This is a genomic window from Methylobacterium sp. 13MFTsu3.1M2 (genome assembly GCF_900112625.1).
Lineage (GTDB): Bacteria > Pseudomonadota > Alphaproteobacteria > Rhizobiales > Beijerinckiaceae > Methylobacterium.
In genome coordinates this window covers 39041-61731 of record NZ_FOMM01000030.1, presented here as the reverse complement: position 1 = coordinate 61731, position 22691 = coordinate 39041, and the positions used below count along the sequence as shown (strand labels likewise).

The 22691-nt window shown below is 70.4% G+C and carries 20 protein-coding genes and 2 pseudogenes; 12 read left to right on the top strand and 10 right to left on the bottom strand.

Annotated elements, in window-relative coordinates; translation table 11 throughout:
• Positions 1-55: 55 nt before the first annotated feature.
• Complete coding sequence (locus BM314_RS25415; RefSeq protein WP_020095784.1) at positions 56-1348, bottom strand: MFS transporter; 1293 nt, start codon at positions 1346-1348, stop codon at positions 56-58.
• 192 nt (positions 1349-1540) lie between these two features.
• Entirely contained in the window at positions 1541-2617 is a 1077-nt protein-coding gene (locus BM314_RS25410; protein ID WP_091981069.1) for an ABC transporter substrate-binding protein, read from the bottom strand.
• Positions 2618-2733: 116 nt separating this feature from the next.
• On the opposite strand from BM314_RS25410, the gene BM314_RS25405 reads away from it, so the two are divergent.
• The 8 genes from BM314_RS25405 to BM314_RS25370 all read left to right on the top strand — a co-directional run bounded on the left by BM314_RS25405 (position 2734) and on the right by BM314_RS25370 (position 13153).
• Positions 2734-3399: a response regulator gene (locus BM314_RS25405; protein ID WP_091981066.1), complete on the top strand. Its 666-nt coding sequence runs from the start codon at positions 2734-2736 to the stop codon at positions 3397-3399.
• Entirely contained in the window at positions 3396-4796 is a 1401-nt protein-coding gene (locus BM314_RS25400) for a sensor histidine kinase (protein ID WP_170868182.1), read from the top strand. The genes BM314_RS25405 and BM314_RS25400 overlap by 4 nt, the downstream gene beginning before the upstream one ends.
• Positions 4797-5069: 273 nt before the next feature.
• Positions 5070-5666, top strand: a complete 597-nt coding sequence (locus BM314_RS25395; RefSeq protein ID WP_020095780.1) for a TetR/AcrR family transcriptional regulator — start codon at positions 5070-5072, stop codon at positions 5664-5666.
• Between the two features lie 18 nt (positions 5667-5684).
• Positions 5685-7493, top strand: coding sequence for an ABC transporter ATP-binding protein (locus tag BM314_RS25390; protein ID WP_091981064.1), 1809 nt, complete (start codon positions 5685-5687; stop codon positions 7491-7493).
• A gap of 26 nt (positions 7494-7519) precedes the next feature.
• Positions 7520-8698, top strand: a complete 1179-nt coding sequence (locus BM314_RS25385; protein WP_091981062.1) for an efflux RND transporter periplasmic adaptor subunit — start codon at positions 7520-7522, stop codon at positions 8696-8698.
• A gap of 18 nt (positions 8699-8716) precedes the next feature.
• On the top strand, positions 8717-11860 hold the full coding sequence (locus tag BM314_RS25380; RefSeq protein ID WP_091981059.1) for an efflux RND transporter permease subunit: 3144 nt from the start codon (positions 8717-8719) through the stop codon (positions 11858-11860).
• 244 nt (positions 11861-12104) lie between these two features.
• Positions 12105-12569, top strand: coding sequence for a nuclear transport factor 2 family protein (locus BM314_RS25375; protein ID WP_091981057.1), 465 nt, complete (start codon positions 12105-12107; stop codon positions 12567-12569).
• Positions 12566-13153 carry a TetR/AcrR family transcriptional regulator gene (locus BM314_RS25370; protein ID WP_091981055.1) on the top strand — a complete coding sequence of 196 codons (588 nt, stop codon included), beginning with the start codon at positions 12566-12568 and terminating at the stop codon, positions 13151-13153. The genes BM314_RS25375 and BM314_RS25370 overlap by 4 nt, the downstream gene beginning before the upstream one ends.
• A 1305-nt stretch (positions 13154-14458) precedes the next feature.
• Here the strand turns inward: BM314_RS25370 and BM314_RS25360 are convergent.
• From BM314_RS25360 to BM314_RS25320, 8 genes and pseudogenes are all read right to left on the bottom strand, one after another.
• Positions 14459-15640, bottom strand: coding sequence for an SRPBCC domain-containing protein (locus tag BM314_RS25360; protein ID WP_091981051.1), 1182 nt, complete (start codon positions 15638-15640; stop codon positions 14459-14461).
• Positions 15641-15655: 15 nt separating this feature from the next.
• Complete coding sequence (locus BM314_RS25355; RefSeq protein ID WP_244540033.1) at positions 15656-16120, bottom strand: MFS transporter; 465 nt, start codon at positions 16118-16120, stop codon at positions 15656-15658.
• 126 nt (positions 16121-16246) lie between these two features.
• Positions 16247-16926: pseudogene (locus tag BM314_RS25350) on the bottom strand (DDE-type integrase/transposase/recombinase); the annotation flags it as partial.
• A 292-nt stretch (positions 16927-17218) separates the two neighbouring features.
• Positions 17219-18037, bottom strand: a complete 819-nt coding sequence (locus tag BM314_RS25340) for a universal stress protein (protein ID WP_091981047.1) — start codon at positions 18035-18037, stop codon at positions 17219-17221.
• Positions 18038-18107: 70 nt separating this feature from the next.
• Positions 18108-19103 carry a glucokinase gene (locus BM314_RS25335; RefSeq protein WP_091981045.1) on the bottom strand — a complete coding sequence of 332 codons (996 nt, stop codon included), beginning with the start codon at positions 19101-19103 and terminating at the stop codon, positions 18108-18110.
• A gap of 2 nt (positions 19104-19105) precedes the next feature.
• Positions 19106-19480 carry a c-type cytochrome gene (locus tag BM314_RS25330; protein ID WP_091981043.1) on the bottom strand — a complete coding sequence of 125 codons (375 nt, stop codon included), beginning with the start codon at positions 19478-19480 and terminating at the stop codon, positions 19106-19108.
• Entirely contained in the window at positions 19477-19848 is a 372-nt protein-coding gene (locus BM314_RS25325) for an SPW repeat protein (RefSeq protein ID WP_091981041.1), read from the bottom strand. The genes BM314_RS25330 and BM314_RS25325 overlap by 4 nt, the downstream gene beginning before the upstream one ends.
• A 17-nt stretch (positions 19849-19865) precedes the next feature.
• Positions 19866-20105: a biotin/lipoyl-containing protein gene (locus BM314_RS25320; protein ID WP_091928003.1), complete on the bottom strand. Its 240-nt coding sequence runs from the start codon at positions 20103-20105 to the stop codon at positions 19866-19868.
• Between the two features lie 178 nt (positions 20106-20283).
• Here BM314_RS25320 and BM314_RS25315 point away from each other — a divergent pair, with 178 nt between their 5' ends.
• From BM314_RS25315 to BM314_RS25300, 4 genes and pseudogenes are all read left to right on the top strand, one after another.
• On the top strand, positions 20284-20802 hold the full coding sequence (locus BM314_RS25315; RefSeq protein ID WP_091981038.1) for a potassium channel family protein: 519 nt from the start codon (positions 20284-20286) through the stop codon (positions 20800-20802).
• Positions 20803-20887: 85 nt separating this feature from the next.
• Positions 20888-21103 (top strand): hypothetical protein, encoded by a 216-nt coding sequence (locus tag BM314_RS25310; protein WP_091981035.1) that lies wholly within the window; start codon positions 20888-20890, stop codon positions 21101-21103.
• A gap of 10 nt (positions 21104-21113) precedes the next feature.
• Positions 21114-21365 (top strand): annotated as a pseudogene (locus BM314_RS25305) (hypothetical protein).
• Positions 21362-22690 (top strand): NRAMP family divalent metal transporter, encoded by a 1329-nt coding sequence (locus tag BM314_RS25300; RefSeq protein ID WP_091981033.1) that lies wholly within the window; start codon positions 21362-21364, stop codon positions 22688-22690. Before BM314_RS25305 ends, BM314_RS25300 begins: the two are co-directional and overlap by 4 nt.
• The last annotated feature ends 1 nt before the right edge of the window (position 22691 follow it).

The following is a 22691-nucleotide window of genomic DNA, read 5'->3' as shown; positions in this document are numbered from 1 at the left end:
CCCTACGGCGCGACGCGCGCGGAGTCTCCGAGGCGGGGTGCTTCCGGCGAGCCGGTCACGCGGGGGCTCCCAGAGCGACCGGCTGGGTCGCGCGGCGGTAGATCAGGAGCGTGGCGACGAGGCCGCACGCCCCGCCGAAGGCCATCCACAGCCCGGGGGCCGCGCGGTTGCCCGTGGCCTCGATGAGCCACGTGGAGACGAGGGGCGTGAAGCCGCCGAGGAGCGCCGTCGCCAGCGAGTAGGCGAGGGAGAAGCCGGCCGTGCGCACGCTCGCCGGGATCACCTCGGTCAGCGCGACCACCATCGCGCCGTTGTAGCTGCCGTACAGGAAGGACAGCCACAGGAGGGCGATCAGCATGTTCCCGAAGCTCGGGTTGGCCACGAGCCAGCCCAGCACCGGGTAGGCGGTGAGCAGGGTCAGCGCCGAGAACACCAGCAGGAGCGGCTTGCGCCCGATCCGGTCGGACAGGGCCCCCATGACCGGCAGCCAGAACAGGTTCGACAGCGCGGTGCAGAAGGTCACGAGAAGGCTGTCGGTGTCGGACAGCTTGAGCACGGCCTTGCCGAAGGTCGGGGTGTAGACGGTGATCGTGTAGAACGAGATCGTGGTCATGCCGACGAGCAGCATGCCGAGCAGCACGATCTGCCAGTTGCTGGCGAGCGAGCCGAACACCTCCTTCATGGAGGGGCGGTGCTTGCGCTTCAGGAACTCCTCCGTCTCCTCCAGCGACCGCCGGATGTAGAACAGGAACGGCACGATCGCGCAGCCGATGAAGAACGGGATCCGCCAGCCCCAGTCGTTCATGTCGGCGAGCGAGAGGGCGTGGTTGAGGATGTAGCCGATCACGGCGGCGAACATGACCGCGACCTGCTGGCTGCCGGATTGCCAGGACACGTAGAAGCCCTTGTTGCCGGGGGTGGCCATCTCCGACAGGTAGACGGAGACGCCGCCGAGCTCGACGCCGGCCGAGAAGCCCTGCAGCAGGCGCCCGACGAGGACCAGGAAGGGCGCGAACAGGCCGATCGTGCCGTAGCCGGGGACGAAGGCGATCAGGATCGTGCCGGCCGCCATGATGCCGAGCGTGACGATCAGCCCCTTCCGGCGGCCGATACTGTCCACGTAGGCGCCGAGGAAGATCGCGCCGAGGGGCCGCATCAGGAAGCCGGCGCCGAACGTCACGAAGGTCAGCATCAGCGAGGCGAACTCGTTGCCGACCGGGAAGAAGGTCTTGGAGATGTAGGTGGCGTAGAAGCCGAACAGGAAGAAGTCGAACATCTCCAGGAAGTTGCCGCTGGTCACGCGCAGGACCGTGGCGACTTTGGAACTCGACGGATGGGCCTGTATCATTGCTGTCTCCCTCAGGCGCCGGAGCGGTCGCAACCGCACGAGGGAAGCGTCGGTTCTGAACGGCTGACGATCGCTCGTGGCGATCGGGCTGCAGCCGCAAACCAATCCTCCCATGTATTCGCGCCGACTTCGCAGCGCTTGACGCCGCTATACGCCGGTCAACCTGTCACGAAGCTGTCGCGGGACCCGGCCTCAGCGGCCTTCCATGGCGCGCCGCCAGCGCCGCAGCATGCGGGCGTGCCGGATCTGGTCGAGATTGGCCAGCAGCTCCGGCCCGACCGGGACCGGCCGCAGGGCCGGGGCGGACGCGACCGGGTCGTCGGCCCGGCGGGCATCCGTCCGGGCCGGCGTGAGCGACCGGGCGGCGAGCCGCGCCTGCCCCTCGCGGGAGAGCATGTAGTCGAGGAACATGCGGGCTGCGGCGGGATGCGGCGCGTCCTTCGCGATGAAGGCGATCCGCGAGACGAGGAGCGTGTAGTCCGTGGGCAGCACGAGGCCGATCGCCGGATCGTGCCGGGCCCGCTCGAGGGCGTAGGCGCCGAACACGCCGTAGGCGAGGACGGCCTCGCCCGCGGCGATGCGGTCGAGCATGGTCTCCGTCCGGGTGTAGAGCTTCACGCCGGCCTGCCCGAGGGCGGAGACGAGGTCCCACGTCCGGGGCGTCACGTCCGCGTCCTGCGCGAGGATGAGCGAGCCGACGCCGCTCCGCTCCGGATCGTAGGCGGCGACCTTCCCCTGCCACGTCTCGGGGTGGTCCGTCAGGGCTCGGATCAGGTCGGCGCGGGTCTGGGGAACCTGCTCCGGCGGGAGGAGCGTCCTGTTGTAGGCGATGGCGATCGGCTCGGCCGTGACGCCGAACGCCTCGTTGCGCCACACGGCCCAGGCCGGCAGGGCGGCCGCCTCGGGGGACGCGTAGTGGGCGGCGTAGCCGTCGTTCACCAGCTTGATCTGGCGATCCATGGCGGAACTCCACACGATGTCCGCCTCGACCGCGCCGGCCGCGGCCTCCTCCACGAAGCCGTCGTACAGGGTCGCGGAATTCATCTTGGTGTAGGAGACCGCCACGCCGGGATGGGCCTCGCGGAAGCCCGCGAGGAGGTCGGCGACCTCGGCCTCGTCGGTCGTCGCCCGCACGACCACGACGGTCGCGCCGCGCGCCGCGGCGGACCCGGTCCCCTCGGCCGCTGGAGACGGTTCGACCTGTGCCGAGGCCGGGCCCGGACCGGCCATCAGCAGCAGGACGAGGCCGACGACAGCGGGAGCGCGCACCAGGATCTGCCCTTCGAGAGCCGCGGGAGTCCCCGCAGCTTCGCCGTGCAGAGACCGGGCGGGAATGCTAGACTCGGAGGACCGCTTCGGCCAACACGATCGATGACGGGAGGAGCATGCGCGTTCTGGTCGTCGAGGACGATGCCGCCCTGGCGCGCGGCCTCGTCGCCGCCCTCCGGCACGGCGGATACGCCGCCGACCACGAGGCGGACGGAGCGGACGCGGTGCAGCTCGCGCTGAGCGAACCCTACAGCCTCATCGTCCTGGACCTCGGCCTGCCGGGCCTGCCGGGCTTCGAGGTCCTCAAGGCCGTCCGGGCGGCCGGCTCGACCGTTCCGGTCATGATCCTGACCGCGCGCGACGCCATCAGCGACCGCGTCCGCGGGCTCGATCTCGGGGCGGACGATTACCTGCTCAAGCCGTTCGACCTCGCCGAGTTCGAGGCGCGGGTGCGGGCGCTCGTCCGCCGCGGGCAGGCGGTGCCGAACCCGGTCCTGCGCTGCGGCGCGCTGGAGCTCGACCGGGCCGCGGGCACCGTGACCCTCGGCGGGTCGCCCGTCGCGCTGCGCCGCCGGGAACTCGCCGTCCTGACCATCCTGATGACGCGCGCCGGGAAACCCGTCCCGAAGGAACGGCTCAGCGCCGAGATCTTCGGCTTCGACGAGGCGGTCGCCCCGAACGCCCTCGAACTCTACGTCGCCCGCCTGCGGAAGAAGCTGCAGCCGGACGGGCCCGAGATCCGCACGATCCGCGGCCTCGGCTACCTGCTGATGCCGGTGTGACCCCGCCGCGCGCGCCCTCGATCCGGCGGCGCCTGCTCGTCCGCATGCTGCTCCCGGCCCTGGCGCTCGCGCTGCTGCTCGGCTTCGCCGGCGCGCTCGTGATCCGGAACGTCGTGGAGACGACGCACGACCGCCTGCTCGACGGGTCCGTCCTGGCGATCGCCGAGCGGCTAACCGTGGAGGACGGCGAGGTGTCGGTCGACCTGCCCCGCGTCGCCCTCGGGATGCTGGAGAGCCAGGCGCAGGACCGGATCTACTACAGCGTCACCTACGGCGGGGCGCTGGTGACCGGCTATCGCGACCTCCCGGGCCTGGACGTCGACACGCTCCCGCTCGGGGTGACGACCCATCGCGACGGCATCGTCCGCGGGGCGGCCGTGCGGATCGCCGCCCAGGCCCGGCGGGTCTACGGGAGGCCGGACCCGGTCCTCGTGCAGGTCGCCGAGACGCGCGAGGCCCGCCAGGGCCTGGAGCGACGCCTGCTCGCCGGGCTCGCGCTGGCCGAGCTGGGGCTGATGGGCCTGATCGGGGCCCTGTCGTGGTACAGCATCGACAGCAGCCTGAGGCCGCTGACCCGGCTGAGCGACGCGATCGACCGGCGGGCGGTCCCGGGGGCGATCAACCTGCAGCCGCTCGACGTGGCCGGGGTGCCCCGCGAGGCGCTGGCCCCGGTGCTCGCCCTCAACACGCTGCTCGAGCGCCTGGAGCAGGCGATCGCGGGGGAGCGCACCTTCACGTCGGACGCCTCGCACCAGCTGCGGACGCCGCTCGCCGTGCTCAGGATGCACGTGGAACTGCTCCGCAGGCTCACGCCCGGGGAACCGGCCCACGCCGCGGCGATCGACGATATCGACGGAGCCGCGCGGCGCCTGGAACGCCTCCTCGCGCAACTGATCGCGCTCGCCCGCGCCGATGCGGGCGCGGCCGCCACGGACGCCGCCGCGGCGATCGCCGACCTGAACGACATCGCGGCCCGCGTGGTCACGGAGCAGGTGCCCCACGCCCTCGCGCGCGGGGGCGAGATCGTGCTCGATCGCCCCGACGGCGCGGTGCCGGTCGTGGGCGATCCGTTCATCGTCGGCGAGATCCTCACCAATCTCGTGGACAACGCGATCCGCTACAACCGTCCCGAAGGCACCACCGTCGTCCGTGTCCGGCGCACGGAGACCGGCGCCTGCGTGGACGTCGAGGACGAGGGCCCGGGCATACCGCCGGAGGTGCGCGAGAAGGTCTTCGAGCGATTCTACCGTGTCGCGACGCGAGACGGTCCTGACGGCAGCGGCCTCGGGCTCGCGATCGTCCGAGCCCTCGCGGACCGGATCGGCGGGGCGGTCACGCTCGGTTCCCGCGCAGGCGTATCGGGACTGGTCGCGCGGGCGAGCTTCCGCGCGCCGTAGTCGCTGCACGGGACGACGGTCCGGTGCGTTCGGCCTTGTCCGGCCGTCCGATCCGGGTCGCCTTCGCCGTGGTTGCCGGCTCGGATCTGCGCCGGCCTGCTCTCGTGCCCGGCCGGAACAGGCCGACGCCCTACGGTAAGCTGAAGCCGGCGGGGAGCTGCGCACCTGCGTGCCGGCGTCTCGGACACGTCATCCGACGTCGACACTTGAAAGATACCGCACGGTAGGTATCTTCGAGGCGGGGACGATTCCCGTCACTCCTGGGAAGGGGCCATGGCGACCGCCTATCATCGCAAGAAGCGGCCCGAGCTCGTCCGGCGCGCGCTGCTCGATTGCGCAGCCAAGCTCGCCCTTGAACAGGGCCTGTCCGCCGTCACCGTGCAGGCGGTCTGCCACGCCGCCGGGGTGACCAAAGGGGCCCTGTTCCACCACTTCCCGAGCAAGCAGGCCCTGGTCGAGGGCGTCGTCGCCGACCTGATCGCGCAGCTCGACGCGGAGATCGACGCGGCGATGGCGAAGGATCCCCGGCCGTACGGCCGGTACACCCGCGCCTACGTCGACATCACGCTGCACGACCCGATGATGACCGAGGGCAGCCAGTGGGCCGCTCTCCACATCTCGATCCTCGCCGAGCCGCCCCTGCGCCGCATGGTGTCGGCCTGGTTCGCGGAGCGCCTGCACCGCCACCGCGACACCGACGGGAGCGCCGACCTCGAGTTCGTCCGGCTCGCCGCCGACGGCGCGTGGCTCGCCTACCTCGTGCGCGAGAAGCCGAGCGACCCGGTCCCCGCCCTCGACGCGCTCCGCGACCGCCTCGTCGCGATGACATTGGCTGAACCGTCCGCGCACCCGGGCGGCGACCGGGACTGAGCCATGGGATCGACCTCGATGGATGGGTTCGCCCCCGCCCGCGGCGCGGACGGGCCGGGCGATGCCGCGGAATACGGCGACCTGGCCGCGCGGCACGTCTCCGTCGCTCGGATCCTCACCCTGTTCCGCCCCTACGCGAGCCGGATCGCGCTCGTCATCGGGCTGATCGCGCTTGCCTCCGCCGCGGGGCTCGCCGCCCCGTTCCTGCTCCGCGAGATCGTCGACGTCGCGCTGCCGCGTGCCGACCTCGGACTGCTCGGCCGGCTCGCCGCCGGCATGGTCGGCCTCGCCGCGCTCGGGGCGGGCATCGGCGTGCTGCAGGCCCTCGTCACCGCGAAGGTCGGGCAGGCCCTCATGCACGACCTCCGGGTCCGCGTGTACGCGCACCTGCAGTCGCTTCCGCTCGGGTTCTTCACGGCGACCCGCTCCGGCGACATCCAGTCCCGCATCGCGAGCGACATCGGCGCCCTCCAGGCGCTGGTCACCCACACGGCGGGTGAGGCCACGCGCAACGCCAGCGCGGTGGTGATGACCGCCGCGGCCATGCTGCTGCTGGAATGGCGGCTCGCCCTGTTCTCGTTCCTGGTCCTGCCGCCGGCGACCTGGATCAGTGTCCGCGTCGGCCGGCTGCGCGAGGAGACAACCTACGCGCAGCAGGAACGCATCGCCGAGATGACGTCCGCGGTGCAGGAATCCCTCTCGGTCTCCGGCATCGTCCTCGCCCGCACGATGGGCCGCGTCCCCCATCTCGCGGAGCGCTTCGCGCGGGCCTCGCGCGCGGTGGCGAACCTGGAGGTCCGGTCCCACACGGCCGGGCAGTGGCAGTGGTCGGTCATCGACCTCGTGCTGCAAGCCCTGCCGGCCCTGACCCTGTTCCTCGGCGGCTGGATGGCGGGCGCCGGGACGACCATGACCATCGGCACCCTCGTCGCGATGATCGCGCTGCAGGAGCAGATGCTGTTCCCGCTGGAAGAGGTCCTGCGCACGGGCGTCGAGGCCCGGAAGACGCGGGCCCTGTTCGCGCGCATCTTCGAGTACCTCGACAAGCCGGTCGGCATCACCGAGCGGCCCGACCCCGTCACCCTCGACCCCGCCGAGGTCGCCGGCCACGTGCGCCTCGACGGCGTGACGTTCTCCTACGACCGAGCCGGCCCCGCCACGATCGCCGGCGTCACGCTCGATATCCCGGCCGGGTCGCACACCGCCATCGTCGGCGCGACCGGCTCGGGCAAGTCCACCCTCGGCCATCTCCTGGCCCGGCTCTACGACGTCGATGGCGGCGCCGTGCTCTACGACGGCGTCGACGTGCGCGACCTGAGTCTCGCCTCCCTCTCCCAGGTGCTCGGGGTCGTGACGCAGGACCCGTTCCTCCTCCATGCCAGCGTGGCCGAGAACCTGCTCTTCGCCCGGCCGGATGCGACGGTCGCGGAGATGGTCGCGGCGGCCCGGACGGCCCAGTTGCACGACATGGTCGCCGCCCTGCCGGACGGGTACGACACGCTGGTGGGCGAGCGCGGGCACCGCTTCTCGGGCGGCGAGCGGCAGCGCCTCTCGCTGGCACGGACCATCCTGCGCGACCCGCGCGTGCTGCTGCTCGACGAGGCGACGAGCGCCCTCGACACGGCGACGGAGCGGGCGATGGTCGAGGCCCTTGCCCGTCCAGGCAAGCCCCGCACGACCATCACCGTCGCCCACCGCCTCTCGACCGTCCGCCGGGCCGACCAGATCGTCGTGCTCGATCGGGGGCGCGTGGTCGAATGCGGCACGCACGAAGCCCTGCTCGCCCGCGGAGGCGCCTACGCGCGCCTCGTGCGCAAGGCGGCCTGACGACCACGATTCCAGGACGGATCTCCATGCCTTCACACGCACCGGCCCGGCGGTCGCCGACCCTCGCCGCCCTCGGCCTCGTCGCGGCGCTCGCCCTGCAGGGCTGCAAGCCCGGGGCGGACGGTCAGGCACCGGGCGGTCCCGGATCGGCGGGCTCGCCGCCCGACGTCTCGACCGCTCGAGCCGAGCCCGGGACGGTGCCCCGCACCCTCGACCTGCCGGGTCGCCTCACCTCCACGCGGGTCGCCGAGGTCCGGGCCCAGGTCGCCGGCATCATCCAGGAGCGCGCTTTCGAGGAAGGCAGCCTCGTCCGGAAGGGCGATGTCCTCTTCCGCATCGACCCCGCCGTCTACCGGGCCGAGGTCGATGCCAAGTCCGCGGCCCTCGACCGGGCCGAGGCCACGCGGGTGCAGGCGCTGAAGCAATCCGAGCGCACCGAGACCCTTCTGGAGCGTCAGGCAGCCAGCACCGCCCAGCACGACCTCACGATCGCCGCCCTGCGCCAAGCCGAGGCCGACGTCGCGAGCGCGAAGGCGCAGCTCGCCCGCGCCCGGATCGACCTCGACTACGCGACCGTGCGCGCGCCCATCGCCGGCCGCATCGGCCGGGCCCTCGTCACGGAGGGCGCCCTCGTGGGCCAGGGCGAGGCGACCAAGCTCGCGCTGATCCAGCAGGTCGATCCGATCTTCGCCGATTTCAATGCCCCCGCGGCCGATCCGGGCCGGCTGGCGGAGCGGGCCACGGGCAAGGAGGAGACGGCGGTCCGCCTCGTCTCGCCCGACGGCGCGCTCCACGCCGATGCCGGGCGTCTGCTGTTCACGGATGTGAGCGTCGACCCCGGCACCGGGCAGGTGTCGCTCAGGGCCACGTTCCCGAACCCGAAGGTCGTCCTGCTGCCGGGCACCTATGTCCGTATCCGCCTCGCGCAGGGGACGGTGCCGGGCGCGGTCGTCGTCCCGGCACAGGCCATCCAGCGGTCGAGCGCCGGCGTCGCGCAGGTCTTCGTGGTCGGGGAGGACAGGATTGTCGCGCTGCGCCCCGTGCGGGCGGGGGCGCTGACGGATGCGGGCTGGATCGTCGAGGACGGGCTCAAGGCCGGCGAGACCGTCGTGGTCGAGGGTTTCCAGCGGATACAGCCCGGCATGGCGGTGAACCCGGCGCCCTGGCAGGGCCCCCGGACGTCCTCCGCCTCCGCGAAGCCCTGACCGCGCCGGGACCGCACCATGACCCGCTTCTTCATCGCGCGCCCGATCTTCGCCTGGGCGATCTCCATCTTCATCGTGCTGGTGGGGGCGATCTCCCTCGCGTTCCTGCCGGTGTCGCAATACCCGGACGTGGCGCCCGTCACGATCCAGGTGAGCGCGACCTATCCCGGTTCTCCGCCCGAGCGGCTCTACGACGGGGTCACGCGCATCATCGAGGAGGAGCTGAACGGCATCCCCGGGCTGATGTACTTCGAGAGCACCAGCGACACGTCCGGCATGGCGCAGATCATGGCGTCCTTCGCGCCGGGCTCGGACCCGTCGAAGGCGACGGTGGCGGTGCAGAACCGGATCAAGCGCATCGAGGCGCGCCTGCCCCGGGCGGTCACGCAGCAGGGCGTCATCGTCGAGGAGGCCAGCACCAGCTTCCTGCAGTTCGTCACCGTCTCCTCGAAGGACGGCTCCTTGAGCGAGACCGACCTCGGCGACATCGCCGCCCGCCGTCTCCTCGGCGAGTTGCGGCGGGTGCCGGGCGTCGGCCGGGCCACCCTGTTCTCGTCCGAGAAGGCGCTGCGCATCTGGATCGACCCGGTCAAGCTCGTCGGGTTCGGGATGACGCCGGGCGACGTCACGGCCGCGGTGGGTGCGCAGAACGCGCAGGTCGCTTCAGGGACCGTCGGCGCGCAGCCCGCGGCCGAGGGCCAGCGCATCGCCGCGAACGTGCTTGTGAAAGGGCAGCTGACCACGCCCGCCGAGTTCGCGGAGATCGTGCTGCGCGCCAACCCCGACGGGTCGCTCGTGCGCCTGCGCGACGTGGCCGAGGTCGAGTTGGGCGGCCAGTCCTACACGATGCAGACCCGCCTCGACGGGCGCCCGGCCGCCGGCATCGGCATCCAGCTCGCCCCGGGCGCGAACGCGCTCGCGGCCGCCGGCGGCGTCAAGGCGAAGCTCGCCCAGCTCCAGCGCACGCTGCCCGCCAACGTCCGGGTGACGGTGCCCTACGACACCACGCCCTTCGTCGAGGTGTCGATCCGGAAGGTGCTGATGACGCTCGCCGAGGCGATGGCCCTCGTCTTCGCGGTGATGTTCCTGTTCCTGCAGAACGTCCGCTACACCCTCATCCCGACCATCGTGGTGCCGGTGGCGCTGCTCGGCACCTGCGGCGCGCTGCTGCTCGCCGGCTTCTCGATCAACGTGCTGACCATGTTCGGCATGGTGCTGGCCATCGGCATCCTCGTCGACGACGCCATCGTGGTGGTCGAGAACGTCGAGCGCATCATGGGCGAGGAGGGGCTCCCGCCGAGGGAGGCCACCGCCAAGGCGATGGGCCAGATCACCGGCGCCATCGTCGGCATCACCTCGGTGCTGGTCGCGGTGTTCGTGCCGCTCGCCTTCTTCCCCGGCTCGGTCGGGGTGATCTACCGGCAGTTCGCCGTCAGCATGGCGACCTCGATCGCCTTCTCGGCTTTCCTGGCCCTCTCGCTGACGCCCGCGCTCTGCGCCACGCTGCTGAAGCCGGTCGAGAAGGGCCACCATCATGCCAAGGGCGGCTTCTTCGGCTGGTTCAACCGCCGCTTCCACGCCGGCACGGGGGCCTACCGGTCCGGCGTGGCGGGCGTGCTGCGCCGGCCCGTTCGGGCGCTCCTGGTGTACGGCCTCCTCGTGGCCGCGCTCGGCTGGGGCTACTGGCGCATGCCGTCGAGCTTCCTGCCCATCGAGGACCAGGGCTACGTCATCGTCGACGCGCAGACCCCGCCGGAATCCGCCACCGGCCGCACGCTCGACGTGGCCAAGCGCATCGAGGAGCACTTCGCCAAGGAGCCCGGCATCGACAGCCAGACGCTGCTCCTCGGGTTCGGCTTCTCGGGCCAGGGGCAGAACGCGGCCATCAACTTCGTCGGACTGAAGCCCTGGGGCGAGCGCGGGCCGCAGGACAGCGCCGACGCCATCACGGCCCGCGCCAACGCCGCCCTCGGCGGCCTGCCCGACGCCATCGCCATGTCGCTCTCGCCGCCGGCCATCGACTCGCTCGGCAATTCGAGCGGCTTCGCCTTCCGCCTCCAGGACAAGGCGCAGCAGGGCCACGCGGCGCTGGCGGCCGCGCGCGACCAGCTCGTCAAGGCGGTGTCCCAGAGCCCGATCCTGCAGGGCGTCTACGTCGAGGGCCTGCCGACCGCGCCGCAGATCGAGCTCGTCCTCGACCGGCAGAAGGCCAGCGCGCTGGGTGTCACCTTCGCCGACATCAACGACGCCCTCTCCACGAGCCTGGGTTCGGCCTACGTCAACGACTTCCCGAACCAGGCGCGGATGCAGCGGGTGATCGTCCAGGCCGAGGCGGCCCGGCGCATGAAGGCGGAGGATCTGCTCGATCTGAACGTCCGCAACGCCAAGGGGCAGATGGTGCCGTTCCAGTCCTTCGCCCGGGTGCAATGGACGATGGGCCCGTCGCAGGTCGTGGGCTTCAACGGCTACCCGAGCATCAAGATCTCCGGCAGCGCCGCCCCCGGCTACGCCAGCGGCGACGCCATGGCCGAGATGGAGCGGCTGGCAGGGCAGTTGCCGCCGGGCTTCGACTTCGCCTGGACCGGGCAATCGCTGCAGGAGAAGCTGTCGGGCTCCCAGGCGGTCTATCTGCTGGCGCTGGCGCTGTTCTGCGTTTTCCTCTGCCTCGCCGCGCTCTACGAGAGCTGGTCGATCCCCCTCGCCGTGCTGCTCGTGGTGCCGACCGGCGTGGTCGGCGCGGTCTTCGCGATGCTGATGCGGGACATGCCGAACGACGTCTACTTCAAGGTCGGCCTGATCACGGTGATCGGCCTGACCGCGAAGAACGCCATCCTGATCATCGAGGTGGCCAAGGACTTCGTGGCCAGGGGCGTGCCCGTCCGGGAGGCGGCGCTGGAGGCGTGCGAGCTGCGCTTCCGGCCCATCGTCATGACCTCGTTCGCCTTCATCCTCGGCGTCGTGCCGCTCGCCGTCGCGACGGGGGCCAGCATGAACAGCCAGCGCGCCATCGGCACGGGCGTGCTCGGCGGCATGGTCACCGCGACGGTGCTCGCCGTCTTCGTCACGCCGCTCTTCTACGTCCTGATCGCGCGGGTCTTCGGTTCCGCGGCGGCCGGCCAGCCGGAGGCCGGTCCCGTCCGGCGCGGCATCCCGGTGCCCTGAGGGTGCTCGTCCTTGCCAGGGGCGCGGCGGGACATCCCTTCGCTGACGCGAGCCGCGCAGCCGCAGGTGACCGACGGGGTCGGGTGGGCTTCCGCGGGTCCGCTTCGGGAACGGCACTCCGGAAAAGATGCCCTTCGCCGCTTGCAGATTTCCCGACCGAGAGCCGGAGGGCTCTCAGGGCGCTTGATCTATTGGCGCCCATGTTGTACCGAACGGTACAACATGGTTCTGAGAGGTGATCCCGATGTCCCGACCCCCGCTTCCCCCGTTCACCGAGGAATCCGCGATCCAGAAGGTGCGTCTTGCCGAGGATGGCTGGAACACGCGCGATGCGGCCAAGGTCGCGCAGGCCTATACGCCCGACACGCGCTGGCGGAACCGCGTCGAGTTCGCGACCAATCGCGAGGAGGCGCAAGCTTTCCTCACTCGGAAGTGGAACAAGGAGCACGAATACAGACTGATCAAGCAGTTGTGGGCCTTCGCCGGCAACCGTATCGCGGTGCGCTATGCCTACGAGTATCGCGACGACGGCGGGCACTGGTTCCGCGCCTACGGCAATGAGAACTGGGAGTTCGCCGAAGACGGATTGATGGCGCACCGTCATGCCAGCATCAACGAGATGCCGATCACCGAGGCGGAACGGAAGTTCCGTTGGCCGCTCGGGCGCAGACCCGACGATCACCCCTCGCTGAGTGACCTGGGCCTTTGAGCACGAAGCGCGTCCTCACCGAACGGGCCGGTGCCGTGCCGGCACTCGCGGAAGCGTTCCGCGAGCACGGGTTCGAGGGCGCGAGCCTGTCGGTGCTGTCGAAGGCGACCGGCCTCGGCAAGGGCAGCCTCTACAACTTCTTTCCCGGCGGGAAGGAAGAGATGATGGAGGCGGTTCTCGCCGACATAGACGCTTGGTTCGAGAAGGTCATCTTCTCGACGTTGGAGCATGCGCGCGATCCGACAGCGGCCGTCACGTCCATGATCGACGATGTGACGGAATACTTCCGATCCGGCAGGAGAGTCTGTCTCGTCGGCTGCATTGGCCTGAATGCCTCCGGAGCCGTTTTCGCGGAGCGGATAAGGAGCTACTTCGCGCGCTGGATATCGGCTCTGGCCCGGTGCCTGAGAGCCGGCGGCGTTCACGAACCGCAAGCCACGCAACTCGCTGAGGAGGCGGTTTCGGGGATACAGGGCGCGATCGTGCTGGCGCGAGCCTTAGAGGACGACGCCGTCTTTCTCCGGGTGGTTCACCGACAGCGTTCCGTCTTGATCGATGCAATCGCCAATCCTAGTGCAGAGTGATAGAGGTCTGATCATTCGCAGTGGCCTGCCATGACAATTACCCATTCAACGATCGGTCTGAATTGTAACACTTGAAGTTCGCGACGAATTGTTCGCCCGATCAAGTGTGCCCGGCGACGATCCGTCTCCACCGCGATCAAGTCCGCATTTCTCGTCGTGCACCTGGCTGGGCAAATGAGACGGTGACACGGCTGCTTGCATCCGAATGTCCGGTTCGGGGATGCCGCTGAACAGGCCGGAATGGCTGGGCTGGATCGCGAGGCGTCCGTCCTCTCTTCCGGCAGCCGGCCTTCCGAGCCGATCACGGCTTCCGCCAGCATCGGCCGCCGCAGACCGCCTGCGCGAGCGTCTCCGACGGGTGAATCTCTGCCGTTCCGTTTCCGAGCTGCAGGGGCATCGGAGCGGACGACTTCGTTCCGCAGGCGCCCCGATCTTCCGAAATCTCGGGGATGGCCGCGGTCGCCATCTGCCCGGCTCGATCGGGCCGACGTCCAGGCCGCACGGAGCCGTGTCGCGGCTCGCAACCTGAACCAAACTGTCTCGGGAAATCCGGCGTGGTAAAGCGATCGCGGCCGCCGGGTGCCGGTCCCTCGATCGACTCGACAGCCGACCGATATTTACCAAGCCGTTCGATGTCCTGGGAAGCTCCGGGGTCAGGTTGCGTAGTTGTCTTGATACTCAACCACAGGCTGCATAATCTGCGGCTATGCGCGCCACATCCGCCATTGGCCTCGCCTCCGTGTTGCTCTCTGCGGGGTCCGCCGTCGCCTTCGCCCCCTCGCTGTTTTCGGCGGGACCGGCCGCCGTAGCCCAGCTGTGTACGGAGAGTGCAGGGACCGTCTCTTGTGCGAACGGTTATGCGGGCTTCCGAGGCCCCTCGGGGAAGCTCTGGATTGGCAAAGATCGCCGGGGGACCGTGATCGTCAGCATCGATGATCGTCGGAACGATCAGGAGCCATCCCGGCGCGAGCAGGATCACGGACGCTTCGTCCTCGAGCAGGCGTGGTGAGGCTCGGATCTTTCGCCCGTCGCCGCTGCCGTGCAGTTGAGACCCGGGTCGTGGCGTGACGGGCGGTGGCTCTCTCGGAGCGCCGCCAGTGACGAGGGCGCGAACCGGAAACTTGGTAAGGCCGTGGGCGCCTCACGCCTTGTCGGAGGCTGATCCAGCAGATCGCGCATCCTGCGGATCGATGGGTCAGGGCTGACGAGCGAGCTCCGGACGGGACCGATCGAGAGGATGGGCTGGCGACCCGTCGCAGACGGTCGAGACGTTCCGGCCCGTAAGCGAGCCGCGGCCGTACAGGGTCAGGTTTCCCCACGCTCCAACAGCAGGCGGTAATCGGCCAGAGTCATTGTCCCGGTGTCGCGCGGGTCGATCGCTCGCCGATCGCGGTCAGGCAGGACATCCGCAAACAGATCGATCCTCTTCCAGGCCGGGAGCTCGCCCGCTCGTGCCCGCCCCGGCACGAAGCCTGACGTAGCCTCCCGACGGTACCGGTGGATGTAGCGCGGGCAGTTCACGAACACCTCGGCGATGTCGATCTTGAGCACCAGCTCGGCGCCAGGATGACGTTCCAGGTCCCTCGCGTCGCTGGCGATCCGCGCCGTGCCGTGGAGGCGCAGGCGGTGCGGCGTCTCGAAGTCGATGAACAGCAGGCCGAGCTTCGGGTTGGCCGCGAGATTCCCGGCCGTGAGGTACATGCCGTTGCCGTCGTAGCTCGGCAGCTCGATGACGCGCGGGCCCGCCACGCGCACGAAGCCCCGCGCACCGCCCTTGTACGAGCAGGTCGGAAATCCCCGATGGTCGACGGAGGTGATGAAGACCAGATCCTGGCGCGCGATGAAGGCCTGCTGGGTCGCGGTGAGTTCGCTCGTGACCGACAGGCTGCGCAGCCGGTTCGCGAGGTTGCCCGTCTCGAACGCCTCTTGGAAGACCCGGTGACGGGGACCGTAGAGGTTGCTGATCGCGCCCAGAGGCGGCGCGAACACGGCCGCGTCGGGTTTCGGCGCGGTGCTCCAGCGCAGGCGTTCGAGGCAGATCGCCCAGGCCGCCCTGTACCGGTCGGCGGTGTCCTGCCGGTCGAGCCGCGTATGAGAGAGCGTCAGCTCGGTCTCGTCGACCCCGAGGGGACGCAGGTCGATCTCGACGCGCGACGGCGGTCCGGCGAGCGGTCCGTCGCCGGCGAAGTGCCACGTCATCGCGAGGCGCCGCGGCGGCACGATCTCCAGGTACTCGCCGGACACCGCGTAGGTGCGCCCGTCCGGATTGCAGCCTTCGAGGCTGAAGCGGCCGCCGACCCGCAGGTCGCAGCTCGCGTCGCGGACCTCGCCGGCCCCCGGCGTGAGCCAGCGGGCGAGGCGGCGCGGGTCGGTGCAGGCCTCGAACACCAGGGCCGCGGCGGCATCGAGCTGCCGGACCAGGGCGATGGCGATCCGCGGGGGGCCGGACGCGGCGTCGGGCGCGGTGTCGGGCGCGGTGTCGGACATGGCGTGGGCGATCCGTCAGGCGATGGCGTCGAGGGCACGGCCCCGCGTCTCGTGCAGGCACAGCGCCGCGACGAGGAAGGCGACGGCGAGGACGGTCAGCGCGTACCAGAGGCCGGCATAGATGTTCCCCGTCGCCGTGAAGGCCGAGAAGGCGATGGCCGGCAGGAATCCGCCGAACCAGCCGCCGACGGCGTAGGGCACGGACAGCGCCGTGGTTCGGATGCGCGTCGGAAACAGCTCGATCATCCAGGCCGCGAGCGGGGCCGAGGCCAGGGCCACGAACACGTTGAGGAGGCTGAGGAGCGCGATCAGCGCCGGCAGGTTCGTCTTGGCCGGATCGGCCCTGGCCGGGTAGCCCGCGGCCGCGACGGCGCTCGACAGGGCTTTGCCGAACTCGGCTGTCCGTGCCCCGAGCGTCGCCTTGTCGAGCCCGGTCCCGTCGAAGGAGGCGAGACTCGCCTCGCCGATCTCGATCCGCACCGGGCTGCCGACCGGCAGATCGCGCGTCGCATAGGGGATGCCGAGCTTGGCCTGTCCGTCGTCAGATGATTTGAGACGATTTGGGACGCTCAGGAAGGGAGGCTTTGGTCCACCTGGGTTGAGAGGTTAGGCAGCCTGCGCGTGGTGGCGCAAGCGGCGGTTCATAAGGGTCTGGCGCTTGATCCGCGCCCGCTCCTGCAGGATGGCCTCGCCGCGGCCGAAGTAGACGTCGACGGGAGTGAGGTCGCCCAGGCTCTCGTGAACCCGAGCTTGGTTGTAAGGCTCGACGAAGGCGGCAACCCGCGCCTCCAGCTCGCCGGGCAGGTCGGCGTGTTCGAGCCGGATGCGGTTCTTGAGCGTCGGGTGCCAAGGCTCGATCTGACCCTGCGTCTGAGGATGGCGGGGCGCACCGCGGATGTGGGTCATGCCCCGGCTGCCGAGCCAGTCGGCGAGATCCCCCGCGACGTAGCTCGGCCCGTTGTCGGAGAGCCGCCGAGGCCGCTGACCACGTGCACGTGGTCGAGCCCGGCGTCTGCCAGCGCGCGGTCGAGCGTGGCGGTGACCTCGCTGGCCTGCATCGTCGCGCACAGCTTCCACGCCACGATGTAGCGCGAGAAGTCATCCAGCACGGTCGAGAGGTCGTACCAGCCTCAGCCGATCACCTTCAGATAGGTGAAGTCAGTCTGCCGGAGTTGAGTGGACGCGGTGGTCTTGTCCCGGAACTCGTCGGCGGCTTTGATCACGATGTCGGCCGGGCTGGTGATCAGGTCCTGGGCCTTGAGCAGGCGGTAGACGCTCGCCTCCGAACGGTCTCTGCCGGCTTCCGAGCCGGCCCGGATGTCTGCTTCATCTACGCTCCTGAGGCTACGATGAACCAGACATCCTCCGTTCGTGAACGGCCTCAATCTGTCGCATGCCTCCCGGCCGCCCCGGGGGCTCGTTCATCGGCGGCATGTCGTCCTGTCCGAGCATGGGCACCCCGACCGGGTCGGGTAGGGGGTCTTGACCCTGGTCCGTGGGACGCGTGGGCGAAGGCGGCGAGAAGCCCGGTTCGCCCCGGTCAAGATTGCCTGGGTTGGCCATCGAAACGCCCTCCGATCAGTGGGACAGCAGGCAGCAGACGGACGCCTGCGCCAGCAGGTCCCGCGTGACCCCGCCGAAGAACCACTCGCGCAGGCGGCTGTAGCCGTAGGCGCCTGTCACGATCAGGTCGGCGTCGAAATCGCGCGTCGCCTTCCGGACGTCGTCGGCGACGGTCCAGCCCGATGGCTTGGCCAGATGCGCGGTCGCGTTTACGTCGTGCAGCGCCAAGTAGCGGGCTACGTCCTCGACCTCGGCCCGGTCGTCGCCGTCCGAGACGCGGAACACCTGCACCGCCTCCGCACGCCTGAGCATGGGCAGGGCGTCAGACACGCCCCGTCGCGTTTGCGGGGTGTTCTTCCAGCCGACCAGCACGCGCCTGGCCTCCAGGTGCTCGACGCCGGCCGGGACTACCAGGACGGGCTTCCCCAACCGCATCAGGACGTCGCCGGCATCGACGGCCATGCCGACCGTCACACCCTCGTCATCCGCGTAGCGCCCGACCACGACGAGGTCCGCCGCCCGCGACTGGCTTTCGAAAAACGAGGCTGGTGGCGCGAGGTCCGAGCGCCACTCGACGCGGTCGTTCAGGCAGGAGGCATGGCGAAAAACCTGCTCGACGCCCGCGAGACGACCCAACGCTGCCTGGCGGATCTCCTCGATGACCATGCCCATGGGCACGGCGGTCTCGCCATAGCCCCGAGGATAGTCCGGTAGGCAGGCGGCGGCGCCGACGAGACGCGCGCCGAGACGATGCGCCAGTTCCGCGGCGAGACGCACCCGCGCCGGCGCGTGACGCCCGTCATCGGCCGCGACCATGATGCTGGCATAGGACATGGTGACCTCCTCGGATCGAATCTCCGGCCGTCACCGTGCGGGGGCATGGACTGACCGGCCTTGACCTGGCTCAAGCCCGCCAGTCCTGGGCCGGGAACAGGAAGCGGTCCTCGTCGGCCAAGAGCGCCGCGAGACCGTCGATGGCCGGCTCCGGATGCAGGATCACGGCGCGTGGGAGCGCCAGCATCGCGTCGCGGAACGGGGCCTTGTCCTCGAAGGCCTGACTGAACGGTTCGCCCCGCAGGACGTCGACGATGCGTGGCGCGATCCCGCCGGCGAGGGAGACGCCGCCCGTGGCCGAGAACACCAGCGCCATGTCGCCCGCGAACCTGCCGAGGAGGCGGGCGAACTGATGGACCGCTTCCCTAGCGACCGGGTCCGACCTCGCGCCTTCGAGGACCTCGGGCGGCGAGCTCCAGCCGACGGCGGCACCGCGCGTCGCCGCGAGGGCCCGCACGAGCCTGACGAGACCCGGACCCGACAGAAGGGTCTCGGCCGTGAGCCTGCCCTCGGCGGCCATCAGGGCCGACCAGGGCATCTTGTCGTCGGGCTCGCAGGGGCCGAACCCGATGTGCCCGGCCTCGGTCGTCTGAATCAGGAGGCGGTCGCCCGCCGGGATCAGGACGGCCGCGCCCAGGCCCGTGCCCGGCCCCAGGACGAGCCGTGGCCCGACCCCTTCGACAGCCGGCCCGATCCGCGCCAATTCGGCCGGGTCGTCCGGGTCGAGGACGGTGACGGCGGCGGCGAGCGGCACGTAATCGTTGACCAGCCGCACCGCTTCCAAGCCGAACGCCTCGCCGATCCCGCCAGGGTCGAATTGCCACGGCGCGTTGGTCAGACGCGTGATGCCAGGCGTAATCCGCCCCGCGACGGCGAGGAAGGCCGAGCGCGGCCGGACCGCGTCCTGTCGGTCGACATAGGCCCGAATGGCGTCGACCGGGCCGGGGAAGCCGGCCGTCGGCACCTTCCGGATCGGGCCTGGACGTCCTCCTGGCTCCGGAAGGATTGTGAAGCGGGCGTAGGTGCCGCCGATATCGGCCAGCAGCACGGGATGCGGCAGCGTCACCCTCAATCCTCCGAGGTGATGCCCGGAGGCGTCGCGGCCGTTCGGGCCTTGAGGCTGAGGATGTAGTCGATGACCGCGTCCATCTCGTCCCGGTCGAGTCGCAGGCTCGGCATCCGCTGGTGATGGCTCTGCAGGAACACCGCGAGCGCCGGACCGGTCGTCGACGGCATGTTGGCGACCCGCAGAAAGGCCGGGCCAGCGAACGCGCCGGACTGCGAGGCGCGGCCGATGACGTGGCACTCGCTGCAGAGCTGCGCGGCGATGGCCCGCCCACGGACGCGATGGTCATCCTCGGGACCGGCGACCGAAGCGCCGATGCAAGCCGCCAGGAGGGCGGCCAGAACGGCCGCGCGGGTGGCGGCCGGCTGAAGCGTCATGGCCGCCTCGCGATGCGGGGCAGTGCAACGGCGGTCGCGATGGCCACGCCACCGAGCGAGACGTGCGCCCAGGTCGCGCCGTCGTTCGCCACGAACCCGAGCGCCCAGGGCGCGACGAGCGTCCAGGCCCCGACGATCAGCACAGCTTTTTCGAGCACCGCCCGGAAGCGGATCTGATTGGCGCCGTAGAGCGTGACGATGAGCAAGCCCGGCACGAGCGCGGACCCGGCCGCGCGGGCATGATCGGTGAACACCAGCACCCACGCCGTCAGCACCAGCGTGACGCCGGCGGCGTGCTGAAGGCCGCCGATCAGGATCTCTTGCGTCCGCCAAGTCGGTGATGACGTGGCCGCGTCGAGTTGAGACATGGTCTGCCTCCCGGATGTCACGCGTGGACCTCGGCGATGATGCAGCCGGGGTCGATGACCTCGTTGACGGGCGCCAGGACCGTGAGGCGGCCGCTGGTCGGCGAGGCGATGTCGTGCAAGGCCTCGCCGATGCGCACGGCCGCCACGGCCTCTCCGGCCCGCACAAGCGCCCCGTCCGCCACGAACCACCGCTCCAGAATGCCTTCGGGCTGCATCCCCGTTGACCAGAGCTCCTCGGCAACATGCACGTCGGCCATGGTCACCTCCGAGATCCCGGCGCCTGGTTCGCGGCGCTCCGGTGAGGAAATGCCGTTCCGTGAGGGACGGCGTTGATCTCGGTCAAAGGCGCCTCAACCCCTGCCCATTAGCGCTAGGCCAAGGACGCGCTCGCCTTATCAGGCAGGCTCGGGCCGCCACGCTCACCCGGGGCCGCGCATGCTCCTCGCCATGACGGCCAGCGTCGTCCTCGTCACGACCACGATCCTGGTGCTCTACGAGACATTGCGGCTGACCTCGGAGCACCTGTCCGAGCTGCCGGTCCCGCCCCGCGCCCGGATCCTCGCCGTGGTGCTGATGACCTTCGTCGGGCACACCGTCGCGGTCTGGATCTACGCCGGCGCCTACTGGCTTCTCGTGCTCCGCCTCGGCGTCGGCGCCTTCGCGGGCGCGCCGGTCACGTCCTTCGAGGACTGCCTGTACTTCTCGGTGGTGGCTTACACCTCGCTCGGCTTCGGCGACCACTTCCCGACCTCCCATACCCGGCTGCTCGCCGGCGTCGAGGCGCTCAACGGCCTGCTCCTGATCGGCTGGTCCGCGTCGTTCACCTACCTGGCGATGGAGCGATACTGGCCGCTGCACGGCAAGGCGCACGCGCATCGAACCGCGCGGACAGGCCACGACAACGGGCCCGAACCGGGTCGGGAACGCCTCTTCCCGCCGGCACCAGGGGCCTGATCGCTTGTCGAGCCTTGCGCTGGATCAAGGCCGCCGCTCCCGCGGGCGCCCACCGTCTCCGCAATATCGCAATACGAGGCGCGCCATGCACAAGTACCTGGTCACCTTCCACAAGGTCGTGCCGGACGACATCGGCCACGAACACACCGCCATCCAGCGGCAGACCGTCGTCTCCGCCCACTCGGAGGCTGCCGCCGCCTGCGCGGCCCAGGCGCTGTACTGTCAGACGGCGGGTATCGTCGACTGGCGCATGCGGGCCGACACCTGCGAGGTGGCCGAGCTCGACGGGCAGGCGGCGTGAGGAGGCGGAAATGAGCCACGGACTCACCGAACCCGTGCGCTGGGAAGGGCGGCAATGGGCCGTCACTGGCTACGGCATCGAGGCGCTCGACGGCATGTACCACATTCCGTTCTCCGAGATCCCGGACGCCGAGGCCGGACGGCCGGAATAGTTGGACGGTCTATGGCGGCGCTACGGGACGGATCGCAACGACCTGGACGCGGCCCTGAGGGTCGCGCGCGCCCTGCGGGGCGAAGAAGCCGGCGTGAAGCCGGCGGCATGAGCAACTCGTCACGTGCCGCGGCCAGGGAGGTCGATGATCCGGAGGTGGCGTGCACCGCCGTCGGTCCCTCGAAGCCGCGCCTACTGCGGGTGCTCGGGCCCGGCCTGATCACCGGCGCCTCCGACGACGATCCCAGCGGCATCGCCACCTACGGCCAGGCCGGGGCGCAGCTCGGCTACGGCCTGTGCTGGACCATGATCTACACCCTGCCGTTGATGGCGGCGGTGCAGATGGTCTCCGCCCGGATCGGGCGGACCACCGGCCATGGCATCGCCGGCGTGCTGCGCGAGCACTACCCGGACAGCCTGCTCCAGGCCGTGGTGTTCCTCCTGCTCACCGCCAACGTCCTGAATCTGGGGGCCGATCTCGGCGCAATGGCGGACGCGCTCGACCTGCTCCTCCCGGGGCCACGCTGGCTCTACGTCGTGCTCTTCGCCGCCGTCTGCGCCTTCATGCAACTCGTCCTGCAGTACACGCGCTACGTCGCCATCCTGAAATGGCTGACGCTCAGCCTGTTCGCCTATCTCGGCGTGGTGATCTTTGCCCGCGTCTCTTGGTGGGATCTCGGCTTGGCCCTGGCGGTACCAAGGGTCGACTTCAGCGGCACCGGCCTGACTACTCTCGTGGCCCTGTTCGGGACCACGATCAGCCCATACCTGTTCTTCTGGCAGGCTGCGGAGGAAGCCGAGGACCTGAACGCCTTCCCGCGCCGGCGCGACCTCCTGCACGCACCCGAGCAGGGTGGCGCCGCGCTCCGCCGCATCGGGGTCGACACGCTCGTCGGCATGGCCTTCTCGAACCTCGTGGCGCTCGCCATCATGGTCACCACCGCCGCCGTGCTGCACCCGCGCGGCATCATCGACATTCAGACCTCGGCCCAGGCCGCGGAGGCGCTCCGCCCGCTGGCCGGCCCGTTGTCCGCGACGGTCTTCGCGCTCGGCATCGTCGGGACCGGACTTCTGGCGGTTCCGGTGCTTGCGGGCTCGGCGGCCTACGCGGTCGGGGAAGCGCGGCGCTGGCCGGTGGGCTTCGGCCGACGCATCCTTGAGGCACGCGCCTTCTACGGGACGGTGGCGCTCGCCACCCTGGTGGGCATGGTCATCAGCCTGGGCGCTGTCGATCCGATCCGGGCGCTCTACTGGAGCGCGGTGGTCAACGGCATCATCGCGGTGCCTGTCATGGCCGTGATGATGCTGGCCGCGTCCCGCTCCGACATCATGGGCACCTTCGCCGTGCGTGGGCCGCTGCGGCTGCTCGGATGGACAGCTACCGCCTGTATGCTGCTCGCTGTCCTGGCCATGTTCGGCACGGTCACGCTGCTTTGAC

Excerpts from the sequence above, each read along its gene's own strand:
- BM314_RS25360 (WP_091981051.1), bottom strand. The coding sequence starts at position 15,640 with ATGTCCGACACCGCGCCCGACACCGCGCCCGACGCCGCGTCCGGCCCC.
- BM314_RS25300 (WP_091981033.1), top strand. The coding sequence starts at position 21,362 with ATGAGCAACTCGTCACGTGCCGCGGCCAGGGAGGTCGATGATCCGGAG.
- BM314_RS25375 (WP_091981057.1), top strand. The coding sequence starts at position 12,105 with ATGTCCCGACCCCCGCTTCCCCCGTTCACCGAGGAATCCGCGATCCAG.
- BM314_RS25320 (WP_091928003.1), bottom strand. The coding sequence starts at position 20,105 with ATGGCCGACGTGCATGTTGCCGAGGAGCTCTGGTCAACGGGGATGCAG.
- BM314_RS25385 (WP_091981062.1), top strand. The coding sequence starts at position 7,520 with ATGCCTTCACACGCACCGGCCCGGCGGTCGCCGACCCTCGCCGCCCTC.
- BM314_RS25405 (WP_091981066.1), top strand. The coding sequence starts at position 2,734 with ATGCGCGTTCTGGTCGTCGAGGACGATGCCGCCCTGGCGCGCGGCCTC.
- BM314_RS25380 (WP_091981059.1), top strand. The coding sequence starts at position 8,717 with ATGACCCGCTTCTTCATCGCGCGCCCGATCTTCGCCTGGGCGATCTCC.
- BM314_RS25325 (WP_091981041.1), bottom strand. The coding sequence starts at position 19,848 with ATGTCTCAACTCGACGCGGCCACGTCATCACCGACTTGGCGGACGCAA.
- BM314_RS25395 (WP_020095780.1), top strand. The coding sequence starts at position 5,070 with ATGGCGACCGCCTATCATCGCAAGAAGCGGCCCGAGCTCGTCCGGCGC.
- BM314_RS25415 (WP_020095784.1), bottom strand. The coding sequence starts at position 1,348 with ATGATACAGGCCCATCCGTCGAGTTCCAAAGTCGCCACGGTCCTGCGC.
- BM314_RS25390 (WP_091981064.1), top strand. The coding sequence starts at position 5,685 with ATGGATGGGTTCGCCCCCGCCCGCGGCGCGGACGGGCCGGGCGATGCC.
- BM314_RS25310 (WP_091981035.1), top strand. The coding sequence starts at position 20,888 with ATGCACAAGTACCTGGTCACCTTCCACAAGGTCGTGCCGGACGACATC.
- BM314_RS25340 (WP_091981047.1), bottom strand. The coding sequence starts at position 18,037 with ATGTCCTATGCCAGCATCATGGTCGCGGCCGATGACGGGCGTCACGCG.
- BM314_RS25315 (WP_091981038.1), top strand. The coding sequence starts at position 20,284 with ATGCTCCTCGCCATGACGGCCAGCGTCGTCCTCGTCACGACCACGATC.
- BM314_RS25330 (WP_091981043.1), bottom strand. The coding sequence starts at position 19,480 with ATGACGCTTCAGCCGGCCGCCACCCGCGCGGCCGTTCTGGCCGCCCTC.